Genomic DNA, 23,067 nt, shown 5'->3' with positions numbered 1-23,067 from the left:
GAAATCGCTGCGACGGCTCAGTGGTCGTGGTTGCAGTGGGGGCCATGCACATGGCCCTGGGCCACAACCGGGATAGACACGGGGCGGGCAGGTGCCGGAGCGTGGGTGTGGTCATGCGCGTGCTCATGCGCATGGTCGTGACCGGCATCGTTTGAATGCCCGTGGTCGTGGCTGTGCCCATGGTCATGCCCACCGCCATGCCCTGCCGCATAGGCGCCTCCTTCGGGTTCAAAGGGAAGGTCCTGCGCTTTCACGATGAGGTGCATGGCGCGCAGCATGTCGGCCAGCACATGGTCGGGCTCGATCTTGAGGTGGTCGGACTGCAGTTCGATGGGCACATGGCGGTTGCCCAGGTGGTAGGCGGCGCGGGTCAGGTCGAATGCGGTGCCATGGTTGGCGCAGTGGGTGATGACCAGCACGGGCTGCGGCGCCGCAATCACGCGGACCAGCGAGCCGTCTTCGGCCACCAGCACATCGCCGCCGCGCACCAGGGTGCCGCGCGGCAGAAAGATGCCCAACTCGCGCCCTGCCGAGTCGGTGGCGGCAAAGCGGCTTTTCTGGCGAACGTCCCAGTCGAGTGCGACCGTGGTGGCGCGCTTGAGCAAAACGGGTGCAAGGCCTTGGCCATGGGGGATGAGTTTGGAGACCTGGATCATTGATGGAGCGTCAGAAAAGGAAGTAGCGCTGCGCCATCGGCAACACCGTGGCGGGCTCGCAGGTGAGCAATTGTCCATCGGCGCGCACGGTGTAGGTCTGCGCGTCCACTTCCATTTTGGGCGTGTAGCTGTTGTGCACCATGTCGCGTTTGCGGATGCCACGGATGTTGTGCACGGCGCTCAAGGTTTTGCGCAAATCAAAGCGCTCGCCAATGCCAGCGTTCAGGCCAGCTTGCGAGACGAAGGTGAGCGAGGTCTTGGCAATGGCGCCGCCAAAGGCGCCAAACATCGGCCGGTAGTGCACGGGCTGTGGCGTGGGGATGGAGGCATTCGGGTCGCCCATCGCAGCCATGGCGATCAGCCCGCCCTTCAGGATGAGCGCGGGCTTCACGCCGAAGAATGCGGGCTTCCAGATCACGATGTCGGCCCACTTGCCCACTTCAAGCGACCCCACTTCATGGCTGATGCCGTGTGCAATGGCGGGGTTGATCGTGTACTTGGCCACGTAGCGCTTGATGCGCTGGTTGTCATTGCGGGCGGTGTCACCCTGCAGGCTGCCGCGCTGCAGCTTCATCTTGTGCGCGGTCTGCCAGGTGCGCAGGATGACCTCGCCCACGCGGCCCATGGCCTGGCTGTCGCTGCTCATCATGCTGATGGCGCCCAGGTCGTGCAGGATGTCTTCAGCCGCGATGGTTTCCTTGCGGATGCGGCTTTCGGCAAAGGCCAGGTCTTCTGCAATGCTGGCATCGAGGTGGTGGCACACCATGAGCATGTCCACATGCTCATCCAGCGTGTTGTGCGTGTACGGCATGGTGGGGTTGGTGGAGCTGGGCAAGAAGTTGTCTTCACCCACCACGCGCAGGATGTCGGGCGCGTGGCCGCCGCCCGCGCCTTCGGTGTGGAAGGCGCAGATGCCGCGCCCGCCCACGGCGGCAATGGTGTTCTCCACAAAACCCGATTCATTGAGCGTGTCGCTGTGGATGGCCACTTGGGTATCGGTGGCTTCGGCCACATCCAGGCAGTTGCTGATGGCCGACGGTGTGGTGCCCCAGTCTTCGTGGAGCTTGAGGCCAATGGCGCCTGCGTTGATCTGCTCGTGCAGCGCATCGGGCAGACTGGCGTTGCCCTTGCCCAGAAAGCCCAGGTTCATCGGGAAGGCATCGGCCGCCTGCAGCATGCGCTCCAGGTTGAAGGGGCCCGACGTGCAGGTGGTGGCCAGCGTGCCCGTGGCGGGGCCGGTGCCGCCGCCCAGCATGGTGGTCACGCCGCTGGCCAGGGCTTCCTCGATCTGCTGTGGGCAGATGAAGTGGATGTGGCTGTCGATGCCGCCTGCGGTGACGATGTTGCCCTCGCAGCTGATGACTTCGGTGCCGGGGCCGATGATGATGTCCACGCCGGGCTGCACGTCGGGGTTGCCCGCTTTGCCGATGGACGCGATGCGCCCGGCCCGCAGGCCAATGTCGGCCTTGAAGATGCCGGTGTGGTCGATGACCAGGGCATTGGTCAGCACGGTGTCCACCGCGCCGCCACCGGAAGGGCCTGTTCCAGTCCCGGCATTGGTGCGCTGGCTTTGCGCCATGCCGTCGCGGATGGTCTTGCCGCCGCCAAACTTCACCTCTTCGCCATAGCTGCCCGCGCGCAGTGTGTGGTCGGCTTCCACTTCAAGGATGAGTTCGGTGTCGGCCAGGCGCACGCGGTCGCCCACGGTGGGGCCGAACATTTCGGCGTAGGCGCGTCGTCCAATGGTTGCCATGGGGTGTGCTCCGCGAGAACTGATGACTATGTTTTTGATAGCTGCTGGCGCTTATTCATAAAGCGCCAGAGGCTGTTTTGGCTTGAAATTTCTACAGCGCACCGTGCGTCAGACCCTGAAAGCCGAACACGCGGCGCTCGCCCGCGTAGTCCACCAACTCCACGGTGCGCTCCTGGCCCGGCTCAAAGCGCACGGCGGTGCCCGATGCGATGTTGAGCCGCATGCCGCGTGCGGCGGCGCGGTCAAAGCCCAGGGCGTTGTTGGTCTCGGCAAAGTGGTAGTGCGAGCCCACCTGGATGGGGCGATCACCAGTGTTGCGCACGACCACCGTGAGCGTGCGGCGGCCGGTGTTGAGCAGGTGTTCGTCCGCGTCGGTAAAGAGTTCGCCGGGGATCATTGCGGGGCTCCTGGGTGACGTTACTTGCGGCCTTGCCAGATAGCCAGGGCCAGCACCAGACCCATGGCGACAAAGCCCCACAGATCGGTGGCGTGCCAGTGGCTGTCCTGCTGGCTGTGGCCGTCATGGGCAAACGTGGTGGCGGCGCACAGCCAAAGGGCACAGGCCGTGATGAATCGGATCGGTTTTCGGGTAATGCGCAGCATGAAGGCGAGTCCTGTGGGGTTGGGTCAAAGAATGGGCTGATGGACGGTGACGAGCTTGGTGCCATCCGGAAAGGTGGCCTCCACCTGGATGTCCGGAATCATCTCGGCGATGCCGTCCATCACATCTGCGCGGGTCAGCACGCTGCGGCCTTCGCTCATGAGCTGGGCCACGGTCTTGCCATCGCGCGCGCCTTCCATCACGGCGGCGCTGATCAGGGCCACGGCCTCGGGGTAGTTGAGCTTGAGGCCCCGTGCCTTGCGGCGCTCGGCCAGTAGGGCGGCGGTGAAGATCAACAGCTTGTCTTTTTCGCGGGGAGTCAGTTCCATATCGTTTCACTCAATGCTGGTGTCATTGGCTCGCGCGGCCGCAAGGGCGGCCGAACGCGAGGAGTCAGTTCCAAAGCGTGCCGGTGTGATGGTGCTTTTGTTGTGTTCGCGCTGACGTGGTCGGATCGTACTGAGCAAGCCCCATGCCCGTCCATACGCCGTAGGGCGCAGGCCGTGGCATGGAAACTGCACCGAATGGGTTGCAGCCGCCATTTCCCCATGCCCGCACACACCGCGCCCATCGAAACCTCCGCCGTCGAGCCTGTCGCACCGGTGGCCGTGGACGCGCCCCAACAGGTGGTGAAGGTCCGCCGCGACTACAACAGCTGGGTGGCCACCGAGACCATGGAGGACTACGCGCTGCGCTACACGCCGCAGCGCTTTCGCAAATGGTCGGAATGGCGGGTGGCCAACACGGCGTTTGGCGCGGCGTCGTTTTTGATCCTGGAGGCCGTGGGCGCCACGCTGCTGGTGCAGTACGGTTTCATCAATGCCTTCTGGGCCATCGTGGCCACGGGGCTCATCATCTTTCTTGCCGGGTTGCCCATCAGCGTGTATGCGGCGCGCTATGGTGTGGACATGGACCTGCTCACGCGCGGCGCGGGTTTTGGCTACATCGGCTCCACGCTCACCTCGCTGATCTACGCCAGCTTTACGTTCATCTTCTTTGCGCTGGAGGCCGCCGTGATGGCCTATGCGCTGGAGCTGGCGCTCGACATTCCGCCCACCTGGGGCTACCTGATCTGTGCCGTCGTGGTGATTCCGCTGGTCACGCATGGCGTGTCGGCCATCAGCCGCCTGCAGGTGTGGACGCAACCGCTGTGGCTGGTGATGCTGGTGGTGCCGTTTGCGTATGTGCTGCTGCGCGATCCTGGTGCGTTCTCTGGCGTGGTGCACTACGGTGGTGAATTGGGGGGCGGCGCCACCTTTCAGTTGCCCTTGTTTGGTGCGGCGCTCACCGTGGGCATTGCGCTGATCACCCAGATGGGGGAGCAGGCCGACTACCTGCGTTTCATGCCGGCCAGCACGCCTGCCACGCGCGGGCGCTGGTGGCTGGGGGTGCTGGTGGGCGGGCCAGGCTGGGTGGTACTGGGCGTGTTCAAGATGCTGGGCGGCGCGCTGCTGGCCTATTTGGCGCTCACCCACATGGTGCCGGCCGACCGGGCGGTAGACCCGAACCAGATGTACCTGGCCGCGTATGAATACGTGTTCCCCCACTACGGCTGGGCGGTGGCGGCCACGGCGCTGTTTGTGGTGATCTCGCAGCTCAAGATCAACGTGACCAATGCCTACGCGGGCTCGCTGGCGTGGTCCAACTTCTTCTCGCGCCTCACGCACAGCCACCCGGGGCGCGTGGTGTGGGTGGTGTTCAACACGCTCATCGCCTTCATGCTGATGGAAATGAACGTGTTCCGCGCCATGGGCGAGGTGCTGGGGCTGTACTCCAACATCGCCATCGCCTGGATCATGGCCGTGGTGGCCGACCTCGTCATCAACAAGCCGCTGGGTCTGTCGCCCAAGGGCATCGAGTTCAAGCGCGCGCATCTGTACGACATCAACCCGGTGGGCGTGGGGGCGATGGCGCTCGCGTCCATCCTGTCCATCAGCGCGCACCTGGGGCTGTTCGGCCCGCTGCCGCAGGCGTTCTCGGCCGTGATTGCGATGGCTGTGGCGTTTGTCACCGCGCCGCTCATTGCCTGGGCCACCGGAGGGCGCTACTACATTGCGCGCCAATCGGAACCCGCTGCGCTGGCCGATGTTCAGGCGGTTCCCATGCATGGCCCGGGCAGGAGGGGCGAAGACCTGGGCATCTACATGCGCTACACGGTGCAGCGCTGCGTGATCTGCGAGCGCGAATACGAAGCCCCCGACATGGCCCAATGTCCCGCTTACCGGGGCGCCATCTGCTCGCTGTGCTGCACGCTTGATGCGCGCTGCGGCGACCTGTGCAAACCCCAGGCCAGCATGGCGGTGCAGTGGTCGGCCGCGCTGCGCTGGGTGCTGCCGCGCGCCATGTGGCGCTACCTGGACACCGGGCTGGGGCATTTTCTGCTGCTGATGCTGGTGATTGCGCCGCTGCTGGCGTCCGTCATGGGCCTGCTGTACCACCAGGAACTCAACACCATTGCGCAGGCGGCCACGAACACCGAGGTGCTGGCTGCACCCGAGGCGGCACTGCGCTCGGGCCTGCTCAAGGCTTACTTGGCGCTGCTGGTCATCTCAGGCATCGTGGCCTGGTGGCTGGTGCTGGCGCACAAGAGCCGCCAGGTGGCGCAGGAGGAATCCAACCGCCAGACGGGCCTGTTGGTGCGTGAGATCGAACTGCACCGCCAGACCGACGACGCACTGCAGACGGCACGCAGCGTGGCCGAGCAGGCGCGCCAGGTGGCCGAAGAAGCCAAGCGGGCGGCAGACCAGGCCAACCAGGCCAAGAGCCGCTACATCAGCGCCATCAGCCACGAGATCCGCACACCGCTCAACTCCATCCTGGGCTACGCGCAGCTGATGGGCGAGGATGCGGGCGTGCCGCCGCACCGCAAGCAGGCGGTGCACGTCATCCGCCGGGGCGGCGAGCACCTGCTGTCGCTCATCGAAGGCACGCTGGACATCGCGCGCATCGAGTCCGGCAAGCTCACGCTCGATGTCACGCCCATGCGTTTTGCCGACGGCCTGCACGAGATGGCCAGCCTGTTCGAGCTACAGGCTGCCGCCAAGGGCCTGGCCTTCCAGTTCGATGTGCTGGGGGTGATTCCCGAGGTGGTGCGTGCCGACGAAAAGCGGCTGCGCCAGATCCTCATCAACCTGCTGGGCAACGCCGTCAAGTTCACGGCGCATGGCACCGTCACGTTGCGCGTGCGCTATGCGCGCGAGATGGCACGCATTGAGGTGCAGGACACGGGGCCGGGCCTCAGCGCCGATGAGATCGAGCGCATCTTCGAGCCCTTTGCGCGCGGTGGCTCGGGCGGCAGCGGGTCCATGACAGCGCCCGGTGCGGGGCTGGGGCTGACCATTGCCAAGATGCTCACCGCGCTGATGGGCGGCGAGCTGACGGTGACCAGCACACCCGGCGTAGGCTCCGTGTTCCACGTCAAGCTCTTCTTGCCCGAGGTGCATGCCGACGCGCAGGGCAAAGCCGCCCCGCCGCCCGCTGCGTTGATCGCTCTCGCGCAGCGCGCCCGCAAAGGCTACGCAGGCGACCGCCGCCGCATCCTGGTCGTGGACAACGAAGAGCCCGACCGTGAACTGCTGGTGCAACTGCTCGAACCCCTGGGGTTTGAGCTGCGCCAAGCCGCCAGCGGCCACGACGCGCTGGACCTGCTGGCCACGGGCTACCGGCCGCACGCCATCTTCATGGACCTGGCCATGCCCGGCATTGACGGCTGGGAGACGCTGCGGCGCGTGCGCCAGATGCACCTTGAGGAAGTCCGTTCGGCGCCGGGCCGCCCCAAGCCGGACGGGGCCCCCTCGGGGGGCAGCGACGACACGCAGTGCGGAGCGTGGGGGCAATTCCGTTCGGCGCCGGGCCGCCCCAAGCCGGACGGGGCCCCCTCGGGGGGCAGCGACGACACGCAGTGCGGAGCGTGGGGGGCCATCCACTGCGCGATCGTGTCCGCCAATGCTTTCGATAAGGCGCTGGACAACGACGTGGATATCCGCCCCGAGGACTTCATTGTCAAGCCCGTGCGCCACAGCGAGCTGCTGGACTGGCTGGAGCGCCGCCTGAGTCTGCAGTGGCAACACGACGATGCCACGGAGACACCCGCCGGGCCAGCGTCCACCGCGGCATCCGCTGCGCCCGATCCCCTCACATACCCCGACGCCACCGCGCTGGCGGCCCTGGCGCAGGTGGTGGCGCTGGGCTACTACAGGGGCATCCTCAACACCCTGGACGACATCGAACGCAGCCAGCCCGCGCACAGCGTTTTTGTCGACACCATGCGTCAACTGGCCAAACAGTTCCAGTTCGATGCCATGGGCGAGATCCTGGAGCAGGCGCCACCGTGATGACCACCGCAAACCCACCTTCCTTCCAGGCGCCTGCAGCGCCCGGTGCAGCGCTGGACCGCGCAGACAGCGACGTGGTGCTGATCGTGGACGACGTGCCCGACAACCTGGCCGTGCTGCACGACGCGCTCGATGAATCGGGCTACACCGTGCTCGTTGCCACGCATGGTGAAGCCGCGCTGCAGCGCGCGGCACAGGCCCTGCCAGACATCGTGCTGCTCGACGCCATGATGCCCGGCATGGACGGCTTTGAAGTGGCGCGGCGCTTGAAGGCATCGCCCGCCACGGCACACATTCCCATCATCTTCATGACCGGCCTCACCGAAACCGAACACCTGGTGGCCGCGCTGGAGGCGGGCGGCGTGGATTACGTCACCAAGCCCATCAAGCCGCGCGAGGTGATGGCCCGCATGGGCGTGCACTTGGGCGCGGCGCGCAAGGCCCGGCAGGATGCCCGCCAGGCCCGCGAGGCGCGCAACGCCCTCGATGCCTTTGGTTACGCCAGCATCACGGTGCGCGCGTCCGATGGCCGCATCGTCTGGCAGACGCCGCTGGCGCGCGAACTGCTGCAAAGCTACTTTGGCGAGGTGGGGCCTGACGGCACACCCACCGCATTCGGTCAATGGGCGCCCGAGCCGGTGCAGGCCTGGCTGCGCCGCCATGTGCTGGCCGACAACGCGGCCGAGCTGCTGGCCGCTTCGCTGGCCGAGCCACCGCGCCTGGCCATTGAGCAAGGCGCGCGGCGGCTCACCTTCCGCCTGCACCAGCAGGCCGGCGACAGCGCGGGCGGCGGCGACTGGCTCATCGTGATGCGCGAGGTGTCCGATGCCACGATCATCGAATCCATGCGCCTGTCCTTCAAGCTCACCGCACGCGAGGCCGAAGTGCTGTACTGGGTGGTCAAGGGCAAGATCAACCGCGACATCGGCGACATCCTGGGCGCCAGCCCCGCCACGGTGAAGAAGCACCTGGAGCGCGTGTTTGCCAAGCTGGGCGTGGAGACGCGCACCGCCGCCGCCGCCATGGCGATGAACCGCATCCGCCAGTTCCACCCGCAGTTCGAAGGCTGAGCGCGCACCGAGCCTGCGTGGCATACGCCACCCGGCGTATTTCCGATCGGGGGTGCTGTCTCCAGAATCCATTCCATCGACCGAGAAAAGCGCCCTTCGGGGCCATCGGGCGAAACGGTTTGAAACCACCCACCGGAGAAGCACACATGCAACGTCGTTATTCCCTCAAGGCCCTTGCGGCCGTCGCTGCGCTCGCTGGCCTGTCCGCACTGCCAGTCCATGCACAAGAAACCATCAAGGTCGGCATCCTGCACAGCCTGTCGGGCACCATGGCCATTTCCGAAACCGTGTTGAAAGACACCGTGCTGATGGCGATTGACGAGATCAACGCCAAGGGCGGCGTACTCGGCAAGAAGCTCGAACCCGTGGTGGTGGACCCGGCCTCCAACTGGCCCCTGTTTGCTGAAAAGACCAAGCAGCTCTTGGGCCAGGACAAGGTCTCGGTCATCTTCGGCTGCTGGACCAGCGTGAGCCGCAAGTCGGTGCTGCCGGTGGTGGAAGAAATGAACGGCCTGCTGTTCTACCCCGTGCAGTACGAGGGTGAAGAACTGTCCAAGAACGTGTTCTACACCGGCGCCGCACCCAACCAGCAGGCCATCCCTGCGGTGGACTACCTGATGAGCAAGGACGGCGGCGGTGCCAAGCGCTGGGTGCTGCTGGGCACCGACTACGTGTACCCCCGCACCACCAACAAGATCCTGCGCGCCTACCTCAAGTCCAAGGGCGTGAAGGACTCCGACATCGACGAGAAGTACACGCCGTTTGGTCACTCGGACTATCAGACCATCGTGGCTGACATCAAGAAGTTCAGCCAGGGCGGCAAGACGGCGGTGGTCTCCACCATCAACGGCGACTCCAACGTGCCGTTCTACAAGGAGCTGGGCAACGCGGGCCTGAAGGCCAAGGATGTGCCGGTGGTCGCGTTCAGCGTGGGTGAAGAAGAACTGCGCGGCGTGGACACCAAGCCGCTGGTGGGCCACCTGGCCGCCTGGAACTACTTCCAGTCCATCAAGAGCCCCGAGAACACCGCCTTCATGAAGAAGTGGGCGGACTACGCCAAGGCAAAGAACATCGCTGGCCACAAGGACAAGCCGCTGACCAACGACCCGATGGAGGCCACCTACATCGGCATCAATATGTGGAAGCAAGCGGTCGAAAAGGCCAAGAGCACGGACGTGGACAAGGTGATCGCCGCCATGGCTGGTCAGACCTTCAAGGCACCGAGCGGCATCGTCAGCAAGATGGACGAGAAGAACCACCACCTGCACAAGAGCGTTTTCATCGGCGAGATCAAGGCCGATGGTCAGTTCAACGTGGTGTGGAAGACGCCCGGCCCGGTGAAGGCCAAGCCTTGGTCGCCTTACATCGAAGGCAACGACAAGAAGAAGGACGAGCCTGAAAAGAAGTGACACCCCCCTGAGGCGCTAGCGCGCCTTCACCCCCTCTCTCACGCTGGCGCGTGGGAGGGGGGACGCCGCCAGCGCGGCGGGGCGGCCCTTGCGCGGCGGCTCTCGCCTTCGCATCGCGCTTGCGCTGTGGCCCACTGCGCCTTCATAGATCCTCCGTCATGCATTCCTCCTTTTTTTCACGCCTGATCGCCTGTCTCTTGCTGTGTGCAGCGGTGCAGGCGCACGCACTGACCGCCGAACAGGCCTTGGCCATGGCCGCAGGCGAGACCGATGACCGCGTGGCCGCCGTGCAGCAGGCCGTGGTGGAGCCCAGCGAGCGCACTGCCGCTTTCCTGCAGGCACTGGCCGATGACGCGGTGAAGGTTGCAGACGGCAAGGCGTTGATCGTGCGTGACGACAAGGGCATCGACCCCGTGACCGGCGCCGAGGTGCCCGTGCCCCCAGATGCTGAAGACATCATCAACAACAACCGCATGCGCGGCGAGATCGACACGGCCCTGGCGGGCCTGGCGCTTTTTGGCAAAGATGAAACCAAGCGCATGGCCGCCGCCAAGGCACTGACCAAAGAGCCCGACGCAGGCCGCCTGCCCCTGCTTGACAAGGCGCTGGCGCAGGAAACCAACGACAAAATCAAGACCCAGCTGGAATTGGCCCGCGCCGCTACCTTGCTGGACAGCGACGATGCCGCGCAGCGCATTGCGGCGGCCCAGGCGCTGTCGCTCAGCGCTACGCCCGACACGCGCCTGCTGCTCAACGAGCGCGTCACCGTCGAAGAAGACGCCAAGGTCAAGGCCGCGCTGCAGGCTGCCCTGCGTGCCATTGATGGCCAATTGGCCTGGGGCGAGCGCCTGGGCGCTGCGTTCTCAGGCATCAGCCTGGGCTCCATCCTGCTGCTGGTGGCGCTGGGCCTGGCCATCACCTACGGCCTGATGGGCGTGATCAACATGGCCCATGGCGAGCTGATGATGATCGGCGCCTACGCCACCTATGTGATGCAGGGCGTTTTCCAACGCTACTTTCCGGGTGCGTTCGACTGGTACCTGGTCGCGGCCGTGCCTGCCGCCTTCATGGCATCGGCCCTCATGGGCGCGGTGCTGGAGCGTGGCGTGATCCGCTTTCTGTACGGCCGCCCGCTGGAGACCCTGCTGGCCACCTGGGGCATCAGCCTGATGCTGCAGCAACTGGTGCGCAGCGTGTTCGGCGCGCAGAACGTGGGCGTGGAAAACCCCGCATGGATGAGCGGCGGCGTGCAGCTCATGGACAACCTGCAGCTGCCCTGGAACCGCGTGATCATCGTCGCCTTCGCGCTGGCGGTGCTGGCCGGTGTGGCCTTTCTCATCAGCAAGACGCGTCTGGGCCTGTTCGTGCGCGGCGTCACGCAGAACCGCCCCATTGCCTCGTGCATGGGCGTGAACACGGCGCGGGTCGATACCTATGCCTTTGCGCTGGGCTCGGGCATCGCCGGCCTGGCGGGCTGCGCTTTAAGCCAGGTGGGCAACGTCGGCCCCGACCTGGGCCAGAGCTACATCGTCGATGCCTTCTTGGTGGTGGTGCTGGGCGGCGTGGGCCAGCTGGCGGGCACCGTGTATGCCGCGCTGGGCCTGGGCGTTCTCAACAAGTTTTTGGAAGGCTGGGCGGGTGCCGTGCTGGCCAAGATCGCGGTGCTGGTGTTCATCATCATCTTCATCCAGAAGCGGCCCCAGGGCATCTTTGCGGTCAAAGGGCGCACGGCAGATTAATGAAGCACCCCCTGAGTCGCTTCGCGCCTTCCCCCTCTCTCGCATTGCTACGCAATGCGGGAGGGGGACGCCCCCAGCGCGGCGGGGCGGCCCTTGCGCGGGGGCGCTGGCCTCGGTCGTGCCGGTTTCATGCGTTGTGAATGGCGCAAAGCTCAATGAATATACGAAATGACTACTAGTTCACCTGCCGTTCAACTGCCCGCACCAGCACCGCTGCTCACACGCAGCGGATGGTCGGCCTTCATCGTGGCACTCATCGTGGTGTGCGCCGTGGCCCCCGTGCTCAACCTGTGGGTGCCCGCAGGCAGCGCATTGCACCTCAGCGACTACGCCGTGGCGCTGCTCGGCAAGATCATGTGCTACGCCATCTGCGCGCTGGCCATGGACCTCATCTGGGGCTACACCGGCATCCTCAGCCTGGGCCACGGGCTGTTCTTTGCGCTGGGCGGCTACGTGATGGGCATGTACCTCATGCGCCAGATCGGCCGCGACGGCAACTACAAGAGCGATCTGCCCGACTTCATGGTGTTTCTCGACTGGAAGGAGCTGCCCTGGCACTGGGCGCTGTCCGACAGCTTCATCGCCACGCTGTTCCTCATCGTGGCCGTGCCGGGCGTCATTGCGTTCGTGTTCGGCTACTTCGCCTTCCGCTCGCGCATCAAGGGTGTGTATTTCTCCATCATTACCCAGGCCATGACGTATGCCGCCATGCTGCTGTTCTTCCGCAACGAGACGGGCTTTGGCGGCAACAACGGCTTCACCGATTTCAAGCGCATCTTGGGCACACCGATTGCCACTCCGACCATGCGCATGACGCTGTTTGTGCTGACCGGGCTGGCGCTGCTGGGGTTCTTCCTGCTGGCGCGCTGGCTGGTGCGCAGCAAGTTTGGCCGCGTGCTGCAGGCCGTGCGCGATGCCGAAACGCGGGTCATGTTTTCGGGCTACTCGCCGCTGCCCTACAAGCTCACCATCTGGACCATCAGCGCCATGATGTGCGGCGTGGCGGGTGCTCTGTATGTGCCCCAGGTCGGCATCATCAACCCCGGCGAGATGAGCGCTGCCAATTCCATCGAGATCGCGGTGTGGGCCGCAGTGGGTGGCCGTGCCACGCTGATCGGGCCCATCGTCGGGGCGTTCATCGTCAACGGTGCCAAGAGCTGGCTCACGGTAACGGCGCCGGAATTCTGGCTGTACTTTCTGGGCGCGCTGTTCATCGCCGTCACGCTGTTTTTGCCCGATGGCGTGGTGGGCCTGCTCAAGAAAATCAAGGGCAAGAAAAGCAAGAAGGGAGCTGTGCAATGACCCCCGATCTGATGGAGGAGGGCGCACGGCGCATTCAGGCCAAGCTGGCCCCCACGGCCCTGGGCCAGACGGAATCGGGTGGCCGTGCCGCAGGTTTCTCGCGGGTAGCAGTTCCTGGCGAGGTGGATGTCACCCACGGCCGCATCCTGTACCTGGAAGATGTGAACGTGAGCTTTGACGGCTTCAAGGCCATCAACCACCTGAGCCTGGACATTGCGCCTGGCGAGCTGCGCTGCATCATCGGCCCCAATGGTGCGGGCAAGACCACGATGATGGACATCATCACCGGCAAGACGCGGCCGGACAGCGGCACGGTGTACTTTGGCTCCACCATCGACCTGCTGCGCCACAACGAGCCCGAAATCGCCAGCTTGGGGATCGGTCGCAAGTTCCAAAAGCCTACGGTGTTCGAGCAGCTCACGGTGTTCGAGAACCTGGAGCTTGCTTTGAAGACGCACAAGGGTGTGACGTCGAGCATGTTTTTCCGTCTCGATTCAGCGCAATCGGACCGGCTGGCCGAGATCCTGCACACGATTCATCTGGCGGACAGCGTGGCGCGCATGGCGGGGAATCTGAGCCATGGGCAAAAGCAGTGGCTGGAGATTGGCATGCTGCTGATGCAGGACCCGAAGTTGTTGTTGCTGGACGAGCCGGTGGCGGGAATGACGGACGAGGAGACGGCGCGCACAGCGGAGCTGTTTCTGACGCTCAAGGGCAAGCATTCTCTGATGGTGGTGGAGCACGACATGTCTTTCATCCGGACGATTTCGGAGATCGTGACGGTGTTGTGCGATGGGGCGGTGCTCGCGCAGGGGACGCTGGACCAGGTGCAGGCGGATGAGCGGGTGATTGAGGTTTACTTGGGGCGGTGATGGTGTTTGCCCGCTCTCTTTTCTTGGCTGGCGGTGTGCTTTTTTTGAGTGCGGAGGCCGGGTCTCGCCCCGGCGGGCGAGGTACTTTTCTTTGCTTCGCCAAAGAAAAGTACCCAAAAGAAAGGCGACCCTACTGTCTGCGACCCCTTCGCTGCGCTACGGGGCAACCTGAGGTGCTCGGATGCGGGGTGCGCCGCGTAACTCACTGCGCGCCTGTGGCGCTCCGTTCAGACAGACGCGGCGAGTCAGTTGACGAAGCGCGGGTGTGTCCTGCGGCACACCCACGCCACCCCGCCTCCTGCGCGCCCCAGGCGCATACAGAAGGGGTGGGGAGCCCAACCACCCAACAGCCATACGGGCCATCGCTGCGCTCGGCCCTGACTTCGCGGGCGCAAGCGCCTTGCGCTGTGCAATCCAGGCCGAGCGCAGCGGTGGCCTGTGGGGATGTCCGGTTGCGGGTTCCCTTCTGTGCGTGCCGAGAAGCGCAGGGCAGGGGGTGCGTGCGTGTGCCGCAGGACACACGCACTTCGTGCACTGACTCGCCGCAGTTGTTTGAATGGAGCGCGCAGCGCGCAGTGAGTTCTGCGGCGCACCCCCTGACCGAGCATCGCAGGTTGCCCGTAGCGCAGCGAAGGGACACGCACAGTAGGGTCGCCCTTTCTTTGGTGACTTTCTTTCGGCGAAGCGAAAGAAAGTTACTCGCACGCCGGGCGACTCCCGGCCTCCGCCCTGCGCTGAAGCACGTCGCACGCTCAGCGTCCCAGCTCCCGCCACTCAGCACAAGCATGCCGAATGCTTCCAAATTTATAGCTGCCAGCGCTTTCTGAATAAGCGCTAGAGGCCAAAAATACTCAAAAAACCACCATGCTCACCGTCCAAAACATCAACCAGTACTATGGCGGCTCCCACATCCTGCGCGACGTGAGCCTCACCGCTGCCCCCGGCAAAGTCACCGTCCTGCTCGGTCGCAACGGCGTGGGCAAGACCACGCTGCTCAAAAGCCTCATGGGCCTCGTCCCCATCAAAAGTGGCGCCATCACGTTCGACGGCAAACCCATCGATCAGGCCAAGCCTTACGACCGCGCCCGCGCAGGCATCGGCTTCGTCCCCCAGGGCCGCGAAATCTTCGGCCGCCTCACGGTGGAAGAAAACCTGCGCATGGGCCTGGCCTACAAAAGCGGCTCCACGCCCGTGCCGCCACACCTGTACGAGCTGTTCCCCGTGCTCAAACAAATGCTCAAGCGCCGCGGCGGCGACCTCTCGGGTGGGCAACAGCAGCAGTTGGCCATCGCGCGCGCCTTGGCCCCCGGCCCGCGCCTGCTCATCCTGGACGAGCCCACCGAGGGCATCCAGCCCAGCATCATCAAAGACATCGGCCGTGTGATCCGCATGTTGGCCGACAGGGGAGAAATGGCCATCCTGTTGTGCGAGCAGTACTACGACTTTGCGCAGGAGCTGGCCGACGACTACCTGGTGATGGAGCGTGGCGAGGTCATCGCACGCGGCGCGGGTAGTGAGATGCAAACCAAGGGCATCCGCAACCTGGTGGCGATCTGAAGATGGGCCCCATTCCAGGCCTGCTCCAGCCTACATGGCCCAGATGCGTGGTGGCTCGGCATCCAGCTGCCACAGCGCTGCGCGCCATGCGGCCCGAACCTGCTGGAGCAGTTGCATGGCGGGCTCCACCTGCGGGGCCAGCGCACGCACCACCAGCACCTGGCCGTTGGGGCTGGTGGCGCCTGCGGTGGCCTTGAGCGCGTGGGCATCCATGACGGCGCGGGCGGCGTCCAGGGCGGTGTCGCGCCGGGCGCGTTCCAGCGGGGTGCCCACCACAAAGAACAGGCTGGCCATGCAGCGCTGTCCGGCCAGACCCAGCGGGCTCTCCAGCAGGCGGTGATCGGCCGCGTCGATCACGCCGCGCTCCAGCCACCGGCCGGGCGCTTCGATGTGCTGCACAAAGCGCCCGGTATCAAAGGGCTGCCCGGCATGCGGCAGGCCCAGTGCGGTCACATCCCAGCCCATGCACTCGGCGCCAGGGGCGAGGTTCAGCGTGAGGTGGTTCTCGGCATTGCAGGCGTTGTAGCAAAGCGCCTCCAGTGGCAACCACTCCAGCCGCGCACCCTCGGCCAGGGTGAGGTGCGTGCGTTGCAGGGCCCGTTCGCCGGTAGACCGGTAAAAGCGGGTGGCCCCCGGTGTGGTGACGAGGCCATGCGCACCAGGGCCCACCGTGGCTGAGATGTCCAGCGTGTCGCCGCCCACCAGGCCGCCGGGTGGGTGCACCAGCACGTTGTGGCACACCGCATCGCCCTCGGGGTACAGGCTTTGCAGAATGCGCAGCGGGCCGTTGTGCGCATGGCGGGCGACCGTGCGGGGGCCTTCCAGGGTGTAGTCCAGTTGCAAGCTTGCGTGCCAGGGCATAAGAGTTGTTTGCTATTGAAAAAATAGCTGATCAGGGTTGGCAGACAGGCTGCAGGGGCTCGTTTTGATCACAGTGCATGCACCCAAAGCGGCGTGCCCAAACCATCTGGCGACGGCAATGCCTACAGCCAGGGTTGGAGCCAGCCCAGCCCGTCCGATGTGGCGTGGGGCGCAGCGCCGCGTGCCGGGCGGTATTCGCAGCCAATCCAGCCACCATAGCCCAGGCTGTCCAGCAGTGTGAACAGATAGGGGTAGTGCACCTCGCCCACATCGGGCTCGTGGCGCTCGGGCACGCCCGCAATCTGAAAGTGGCCCACCTGGCCCGTGGGGATGTACTGGCGGATTTTCATGGCCAGGTCGCCCTCGGTGATTTGCGCGTGGTACAGGTCCATCTGCACCTTGACGTTGGCCGCGCCGATCTCGGCGATCAGCGCATGGGCCTGGTCCTGGCGGTTCAGGAAGTAGCCGGGCATGTCGCGGTGGTTGATGGGTTCGAGCAGGATGTGGATGCCGTGCGGGGCAGCCTGCTCTGCCGCGTGGCGCACGTTGGCGATGTAGCTGGCGCGCACGGTGGATGTGTCAGCGCCCTGCGGCACCACGCCAGCCATGACGTGGATGCGGGGGCATTGCAGCGCGCAAGCGTATGCAAGGGCCTGGGCAATGCTGTCGCGAAACTCCGCCTCGCGCCCGGGCAGGCAGGCCAGGCCGCGCTCGCCCGCATCCCAGTTGCCCGGCGGGGCGTTGAACAGCACCTGTTGCAAGCCATTGGCCTGCAGACGCGTGGCCAGGTCGTGCGCCGGGTAGGCGTAGGGAAAGAGAAACTCCACGCCCTTGAAGCCATCACGGGCGGCAGCGGCAAAGCGGTTGATAAAGTCCACATCGTTGTAGAGCATGGACAGGTTGGCGGCAAAACGGGGCATGCAAATGTCTTTCAGGCTGCGGTGGTGCAGGGCCGGCCTGGAGGGCGTCGGGTGGATGACAAAAGGCGCCAGTGGCGCCCCGGGTGCATTGTCACCGCCTGTGTCACTCGCCCTGCGAGCCCCGGTGTGCCCAGCCGGTGGTGTGCTTTTCAATCACGCTGAACAGTTCGTACATGGCCATGGCCATGGCGCCCACCACCATCAGGCCCGCAAACGCCAGGCCCATCTGCATGGACGAGCCCGCGCTGATGAGCAGGTAGCCAATGCCTTCGTTGGCCGCTGTCATCTCGGACACCGTGGTGCCCACAAACGCCAGCGTGATCGCCACCTTGAGCGAGCCAAAAAAGTAGGGCATGGAGCGCGGCAACCCCACCTTGGTCAGCACATCCCAGCGCTTGGCGCCCAGCACGCGCAGCACGTCTTCGAGCTCGGGCTCCAGTGTGGCAAGGCCGGTGGCGATGTTCACCATGATCGGAAAGAAGCTGATGAGGAAGGCGGTAAGGATGGCTGGCCCCACGCCAATGCCGAACCACACCACGAGGATGGGCACGAAGGCGGCCTTGGGCAATGCGTTGAAGGCCGTCATCAGCGGGTACACGGCCGCATAGGCCAGGCGCGAGCTGCCAATCACAAAACCCAGCAACACGCCCACGACGATGGCAATGCCAAAGCCCGCCATCGTGACCCAATAGGTGCGCCAGGCGTGGGCGGCAATCACACCGCCAAACTCGACCAGCTGCGTGCCGATGGCCCAGGGGCTGGGGAAGATGAACTCCGAGACATTGAAGGCCGAGCAGATGATCTGCCACAGCACGACGATGGCGCCCAGCAGGATCCAGGGGGACCAGCGTTCTGCGGTTTTTTTGTGCATGGTGCTTGTGTGTCGATGGGTGGTTACTGCGGGATGGGGGCGCCAGCTTTGCCTGCACCCTGGCGCAGGGCGCCGATGTGGCCGCGCAGCTCATGCACGATGTCGGTGAACTCTTTGGTGTAGGTGATCTCCAGCTCGCGCGGGCGCGGCAGCTCGATCTCTTTCTTCACCACAAAGCGGCCGGGGCTCTTGCTCATCACATACACGGTGTCGGCCAGAAAGACCGACTCGCGCAGGTCGTGCGTGACCAGAATCACGTTGAATTTCTGCTCGGTCCAGAGGTCGCGCAGGATGCACCACAGCTCCTCGCGCGTGAAGGCATCCAGCGCGCCAAAGGGCTCGTCGAGCAGCAGCATCTTGGGCTCGTGGATGAGCGCGCGGCAGATGCTGGCGCGCTGCTGCATGCCGCCCGACAGCTGCCACGGAAACTTGTCTTCATAGCCCGCCAGCCCTACTTTTTGCAGCAGCTTGCGGGCGCGCTCTTCGTATTCCTTGCGCTTTTGCTTGAAATTGCTGCGGTAGGGCTCGACGATTTCGAGGGGCAGCAGTACGTTGTCTACCGTGGTGCGCCAGGGCAGCAGCGAAGGTGCCTGAAACGCCATGCCCGAGACCTTGAGCGGCCCCGTCACGGGCTGGCCGTCGATGAGGATCTTGCCCATCGACGGCATCTTCAGGCCGGTGGCCAGCTTCATGAAGGTGGATTTGCCACAGCCCGAGGGACCGACGATGGCGATGAATTCGCCTTGCCGGACCTGCAGGTGGATGGCCTCGACGGCAAACTGGTTTTGCGCGCGCAGCTCGTCGTTGTAGGCGAGCCAGACATCGCGGAAGTCCACAAAATAGGAATCGGCAGCCTGCATCAGGGGTCCGTAAAAAGAGGTTGCGCACAGGACCGCGTGTGCGGCCCGTGCATTTCAGTTATCCACAGCGCTGCGCGCCACCCAACACCGCACGAAACTGGCGCGGCCCAAGCCAGCGCCCCCGTGCAAGGGCCGCCATGCCGCGTAGGCGGCGCTTCGCTTGCGTGCACTGGGGGCGTCCCCCTCCCGACTCGCGTAGCGAGTTGAGAGAGGGGGAAGGCGCAAAGCGACTCAGGGGGTGTTTCATTTCTTCGGCAGGATGTTCAGCTCGGCCGCGCTTGGCAGAAAACTGGCGTTCCACACATGGTCGGCATTGACGCGCGTCTTGGTGTTGAACGCATCCGACACCTGGGACGCCATTAGCGCCAGGCGGCCGGGTTGGGCCTGGCCAAAGCCTTCGGCGCGTGCATCGGGGCTGTTGATGACGGTGTCGATGGCCAGTTGCAGGCGGCGGGTTTCGAGTGGCACGTTCACGATGCCATCGCGCGCCTTGACGTGTTCGATGGCGGCAGCCGGGTTGGCAATCACCTCCTTCGCGCCCTTGGTGAAGGCCGAGAGGAAGGCCTTGATGGCAGCCGGGTTCTCCTTGATCAGCTTCGGCGACGCGATGACCACGTTGCCATACAGCTTCACGCCGAAGTCGGCATAGGGCAGCACCAACACATCGGAGGCCTTGGCTCCACGGGCTTCCAGGTTGAGCAGCGAGGTGAAGGTGAAGCCGGTGATGGCGTCCACGTCGCCGCGCACCAGCATGGTTTCGCGCAGCGGCGGGTCCATGGCGGTCCACTGCACGGGGCCGATACCGTTGGCCTTTTGGAAGATCGGGAACGCGCGGCGGCCGGCGTCGAACACGGGTGCGCCCAGCTTTTTACCGGCAAGGTCGGCGGGCTTGGTGATGCCGCTCTTCTTGAGCGCCATCACCGATGCGGGCGTGTTGTTGTAGACCATCATCACCGCCACGGGCTTGTTTTGTGCGTCGGGGTTGTTGGCGTGGAACTCCATCACGGCGGCCAGGTCGGCAAACCCCATGTCGTAGCTGCCCGAGGCCACGCGCTGCACGGCGCCGCCCGAGCCGTTGCCGGCGTCCACCGTCACGTCCAGGCCGGCGGCCTTGAAGTGGCCCTTGGCCACGGGCTGCAGGAACAGGGCGGCGGGGCCTTCAAAACGCCAGTCGAGCTGGAACTTGATGGGGGTAAGCGTTTGCGCTTGTGCCAGCGAGAACGTGCTGACAGCGGCCAGCAGTGCGGCGGACTGCAGGAAAGATCGCTTCTTCATGGGGAGGGCTCCTGTCGGGGAAAGGCGTTGAAAGGTGCCGTCTTCACGGCCGTGTGGCCATGTACTCAGCAAAATCAATGCCCGCTTTCGCCGCAGCAGAGCCAGGCACGAAGCCATTGTTCCCCGAAGTGGTGCATGGGGGCATGCAGGGTTTCCCGACTGGGGGCGAAACCCTGCGTGCCTGCACCGCCCTGGACTGCAGGGCGCCCTTGGCGCTTGCCGACGCCCTTGTCGGCGCCCTTACCGACGCCCTTGGCGCTTGCCCTTACTTGGGGCGCGCTGCCGCGCTGGCCACGGCCAGTGCCGTCATGTTGAGCACCCGGCGCACCGTGGCGGCCGGGGTCAGGATGTAGGCCGTGGCGGCTGCGCCCATGAGGATGGGGCCCACCGTGACGCCGCCACTGGTGGTGGTTTTGAGCACGTTGTAGAGGATGTTGGCCGCATCCAGGTTGGGGCAGATCAGCAGGTTGGCCGAGTCCGTCAGGGTGGAGTCCGCCATGTAGGCGTTGCGGATGTTGGGCTCCAGCGCCGCGTCACCATGCAGCTCGCCGTCGCATTCGATCTCCGGGTGGGCGGCCACAAACAGGTCGCGTGCCAGGCGCATCTTCTTGGCCGATGCGCGCTTGGACGAGCCGTAGCTCGAATGCGACAGGAACGCCACCTTGGGTGGAATGCCAAAGCGTTGCACCTCTTGCACCGACATCCAGGCGATGTCGGCCAGCTGCTGGGCCGTGGGGTCTTCATTCACATAGGTGTCGGCAATGAAGAGCGTGCCCCGGTTGGTCATCAGCGCATTGAGCGTGGCGTAGTCGCGCGCGTCCGCCTGGCGGCCAATGATGCTGTGGATGCGCTCCAGGTGCGTCTCGTAGGTGCCCACCAGGCCGCAGATCATGGCGTCGGCGTCGCCCAGCGTCACCATCAGCGAGGCGATGATGGTGTTGGACCGGCGCACGGCGGCCTTGGCCACTTCGATGGACGCGCCATTGCGCTTCATGAGCTGGTGGTAGTGCTCCCAATACTGGCGAAAACGCGGGTCGTCCTCGGGGTTGCACACCTCCACATCCTTGCCCAGCTGCATGCGCAGGCCGGCCTTGGCGATGCGGGCCGCAATCACGGCGGGGCGGCCGATGAGGATGGGCACGGCGATCTTGTCGTCAATGGCCATCTGCGCAGCGCGCAGCGCGCGCTCGTCTTCGCCATCGGCATACGCCACGCGCTTTTGCGCGTCGGGCAGGGCCTTGGCCGCCATGATCACGGGGCGCATCAGCATGCCGGTCTGGTACACGAAGCGCGACAGGGTCTCCTTGTAGGCCTCCATGTCGGTGATGGGGCGCGTGGCCACGCCGGAATCTGCCGCAGCCTGAGCCACGGCGGGCGCGATCTTGAGGATCAGGCGCGAGTCAAAAGGCGTGGGGATGAGGTAGTCGGGGCCAAAGGTCAGCTCTTTGCCCGCGTAGGCGCTGGCCACTTCTTCGCTGATGTCGGCCTTGGCCAGGTCGGCAATCTGGCGCACGCAGGCCAGCTTCATGGCTTCGGTGATCTTGGTGGCGCCGCAGTCGAGTGCGCCCCGGAAGATGTAGGGGAAGCACAGCACGTTGTTGACCTGGTTCGGGTAGTCCGAGCGGCCCGTGGCGATGATGCAGTCCGGCCGCACGGCCTTGGCCAGCTCGGGGCGGATTTCGGGCTCGGGGTTGGCCAGCGCCAGGATGATGGGCTTGGCGGCCATCGTCTTGACCATCTCGGCCGTGAGCACGCCAGGGGCCGAGCAGCCCAGGAACACGTCGGCGCCATTGACGGCATCGGCCAGCGTGCGCGCATCGGTCTGCCGGGCGTAGCGGGCCTTGGACTCGTCATAGCCGCCGGGGCGGCCTTCGTAGATCACGCCCTTGGAGTCGCACATGAAGATGTTCTCCACCTTCACGCCCAGTCCCACCATCACGCCCACACAGGCAATGGCGGCGGCACCGGCGCCCGACACCGCGATCTTGACGGCGCCGATGTCCTTGCCCACCAGCTCCAGGCCGTTGAGCAGCGCGGCGCTGGAGATGATGGCCGTGCCATGCTGGTCGTCATGGAACACCGGAATGTTCATGCGCTTACTCAGCTCGCGCTCGATGTAGAAGCACTCGGGCGCCTTGATGTCTTCAAGGTTGATGCCGCCCAGCGTGGGCTCCAGCGCCGCGATGATGTCGATGAGCTTGTCGGGGTCACGCTCGGCCAGTTCGATGTCGAACACATCGACGCCGGCAAATTTCTTGAACAGGCAGCCCTTGCCCTCCATCACCGGCTTGGCCGCCAGCGGGCCGATGTCGCCCAGGCCCAGCACGGCAGTGCCGTTGGTGATCACGGCCACCAGGTTGCCGCGTGAGGTGAAGTCGAACGCCTTGGTCGGGTCGGCCTGGATGTCCAGGCACGGGTAGGCCACGCCGGGCGAATACGCCAGCGACAGGTCGCGCTGGTTGGACAGAGGCTTGGTGGGGTTCACCGAAATCTTGCCCCGGCTGGGGTTGCGGTGGTATTCGCGCGCAGCATCGCGCAGGGCCTGCTCGGCGGCGGAAATGTTCTGGGTCATACGGAAATCCTGGAAGTCCTCGGCGGAATGCAAAACAACGGTACCCGATGGCGTGGGTGGCTGGCAGGTCGGTTGGTGCGCGTGCGGCACAAAGCCAGACCCCCAGGTTCCCCGGTAGCCCGGTACCCCGGGCGGTCAGGGTGGCGATGCCACGCAGGCTGTGGCAGTTTCTCCGGCAGCGGGCAGGGGGACGCGAGTGGGCGTCGGCCTGGCGTGCGGCGGGGACAGCGGCGGAGGTGTCGCGGCTGGCGCCATGGAAGAAAACGTTCAGGGCCACAGCCGAGATCGAGGGCAGGAGGATACTGGATTTGAGGAGTGAGCGGGCGGTGCGCCTGGTTTGGGCGCAGGCTCCCGGCCCCCGCTGACAAGCCAGGTACAGCGATAGCTATAAAAGTAATAGCTGCCCGCGCTTGTT

The 23,067-nt window shown here is 65.2% G+C and carries 18 protein-coding genes; 7 read left to right on the top strand and 11 right to left on the bottom strand.

Annotation, left to right across the window (positions count from 1 at the left end; all coding sequences use genetic code 11):
* Positions 1–17 precede the first annotated feature (17 nt).
* The 5 genes from ureE to K226_RS0117755 form a co-directional block, all read right to left on the bottom strand.
* On the bottom strand, positions 18–656 hold the full coding sequence (gene ureE, locus K226_RS0117775; protein WP_024816072.1) for an urease accessory protein UreE: 639 nt from the start codon (positions 654–656) through the stop codon (positions 18–20).
* Between the two features lie 10 nt (positions 657–666).
* Positions 667–2,409, bottom strand: a complete 1,743-nt coding sequence (gene ureC, locus K226_RS0117770) for an urease subunit alpha (protein WP_024816071.1) — start codon at positions 2,407–2,409, stop codon at positions 667–669.
* 91 nt (positions 2,410–2,500) lie between these two features.
* A complete protein-coding gene (locus K226_RS0117765) occupies positions 2,501–2,806 on the bottom strand; it encodes an urease subunit beta (RefSeq protein ID WP_024816070.1) in 306 nt (101 codons plus the stop codon).
* Positions 2,807–2,826: 20 nt separating this feature from the next.
* Positions 2,827–3,012 carry a hypothetical protein gene (locus tag K226_RS0117760; RefSeq protein ID WP_024816069.1) on the bottom strand — a complete coding sequence of 62 codons (186 nt, stop codon included), beginning with the start codon at positions 3,010–3,012 and terminating at the stop codon, positions 2,827–2,829.
* Between the two features lie 24 nt (positions 3,013–3,036).
* On the bottom strand, positions 3,037–3,339 hold the full coding sequence (locus K226_RS0117755) for an urease subunit gamma (protein WP_008905050.1): 303 nt from the start codon (positions 3,337–3,339) through the stop codon (positions 3,037–3,039).
* A gap of 219 nt (positions 3,340–3,558) precedes the next feature.
* On the opposite strand from K226_RS0117755, the gene K226_RS0117750 reads away from it, so the two are divergent.
* The 7 genes from K226_RS0117750 to urtE all read left to right on the top strand — a co-directional run bounded on the left by K226_RS0117750 (position 3,559) and on the right by urtE (position 15,293).
* Positions 3,559–7,344, top strand: coding sequence for an ATP-binding protein (locus tag K226_RS0117750; protein WP_024816068.1), 3,786 nt, complete (start codon positions 3,559–3,561; stop codon positions 7,342–7,344).
* Complete coding sequence (locus tag K226_RS0117745; protein WP_024816067.1) at positions 7,344–8,414, top strand: response regulator; 1,071 nt, start codon at positions 7,344–7,346, stop codon at positions 8,412–8,414. Before K226_RS0117750 ends, K226_RS0117745 begins: the two co-directional genes overlap by 1 nt.
* A gap of 146 nt (positions 8,415–8,560) precedes the next feature.
* Positions 8,561–9,823 carry an urea ABC transporter substrate-binding protein gene (urtA, locus tag K226_RS0117740; protein ID WP_024816066.1) on the top strand — a complete coding sequence of 421 codons (1,263 nt, stop codon included), beginning with the start codon at positions 8,561–8,563 and terminating at the stop codon, positions 9,821–9,823.
* Positions 9,824–9,981: 158 nt separating this feature from the next.
* Positions 9,982–11,562, top strand: a complete 1,581-nt coding sequence (gene urtB, locus K226_RS0117735; RefSeq protein ID WP_024816065.1) for an urea ABC transporter permease subunit UrtB — start codon at positions 9,982–9,984, stop codon at positions 11,560–11,562.
* A gap of 168 nt (positions 11,563–11,730) precedes the next feature.
* On the top strand, positions 11,731–12,864 hold the full coding sequence (gene urtC, locus K226_RS0117730) for an urea ABC transporter permease subunit UrtC (RefSeq protein WP_024816064.1): 1,134 nt from the start codon (positions 11,731–11,733) through the stop codon (positions 12,862–12,864).
* Positions 12,861–13,736: an urea ABC transporter ATP-binding protein UrtD gene (gene urtD / locus K226_RS0117725; protein ID WP_024816063.1), complete on the top strand. Its 876-nt coding sequence runs from the start codon at positions 12,861–12,863 to the stop codon at positions 13,734–13,736. Before urtC ends, urtD begins: the two co-directional genes overlap by 4 nt.
* A gap of 864 nt (positions 13,737–14,600) precedes the next feature.
* Positions 14,601–15,293 carry an urea ABC transporter ATP-binding subunit UrtE gene (gene urtE, locus K226_RS0117720; protein WP_024816062.1) on the top strand — a complete coding sequence of 231 codons (693 nt, stop codon included), beginning with the start codon at positions 14,601–14,603 and terminating at the stop codon, positions 15,291–15,293.
* Between the two features lie 30 nt (positions 15,294–15,323).
* Here the strand turns inward: urtE and K226_RS0117715 are convergent, their stop codons facing one another.
* From K226_RS0117715 to K226_RS0117690, 6 genes are all read right to left on the bottom strand, one after another.
* Complete coding sequence (locus tag K226_RS0117715) at positions 15,324–16,154, bottom strand: urease accessory protein UreD (protein WP_024816061.1); 831 nt, start codon at positions 16,152–16,154, stop codon at positions 15,324–15,326.
* Positions 16,155–16,276: 122 nt separating this feature from the next.
* Positions 16,277–17,074 (bottom strand): 2-oxo-tetronate isomerase, encoded by a 798-nt coding sequence (gene otnI, locus K226_RS0117710; protein ID WP_024816060.1) that lies wholly within the window; start codon positions 17,072–17,074, stop codon positions 16,277–16,279.
* 103 nt (positions 17,075–17,177) lie between these two features.
* A complete protein-coding gene (locus K226_RS0117705) occupies positions 17,178–17,945 on the bottom strand; it encodes an ABC transporter permease (RefSeq protein ID WP_024816059.1) in 768 nt (255 codons plus the stop codon).
* Positions 17,946–17,968: 23 nt separating this feature from the next.
* Positions 17,969–18,805, bottom strand: coding sequence for an ABC transporter ATP-binding protein (locus K226_RS0117700; RefSeq protein WP_024816058.1), 837 nt, complete (start codon positions 18,803–18,805; stop codon positions 17,969–17,971).
* Between the two features lie 243 nt (positions 18,806–19,048).
* Complete coding sequence (locus K226_RS0117695) at positions 19,049–20,080, bottom strand: ABC transporter substrate-binding protein (protein ID WP_024816057.1); 1,032 nt, start codon at positions 20,078–20,080, stop codon at positions 19,049–19,051.
* 265 nt (positions 20,081–20,345) lie between these two features.
* Positions 20,346–22,652 carry an NADP-dependent malic enzyme gene (locus K226_RS0117690; protein ID WP_024816056.1) on the bottom strand — a complete coding sequence of 769 codons (2,307 nt, stop codon included), beginning with the start codon at positions 22,650–22,652 and terminating at the stop codon, positions 20,346–20,348.
* Between the last annotated feature and the right edge of the window lie 415 nt (positions 22,653–23,067).

It is taken from the genome of Acidovorax sp. JHL-3 (assembly GCF_000526295.1).
GTDB lineage: Bacteria > Pseudomonadota > Gammaproteobacteria > Burkholderiales > Burkholderiaceae_C > Acidovorax > Acidovorax defluvii.
This window is presented reverse-complemented; position numbering and strand designations above follow the sequence as displayed.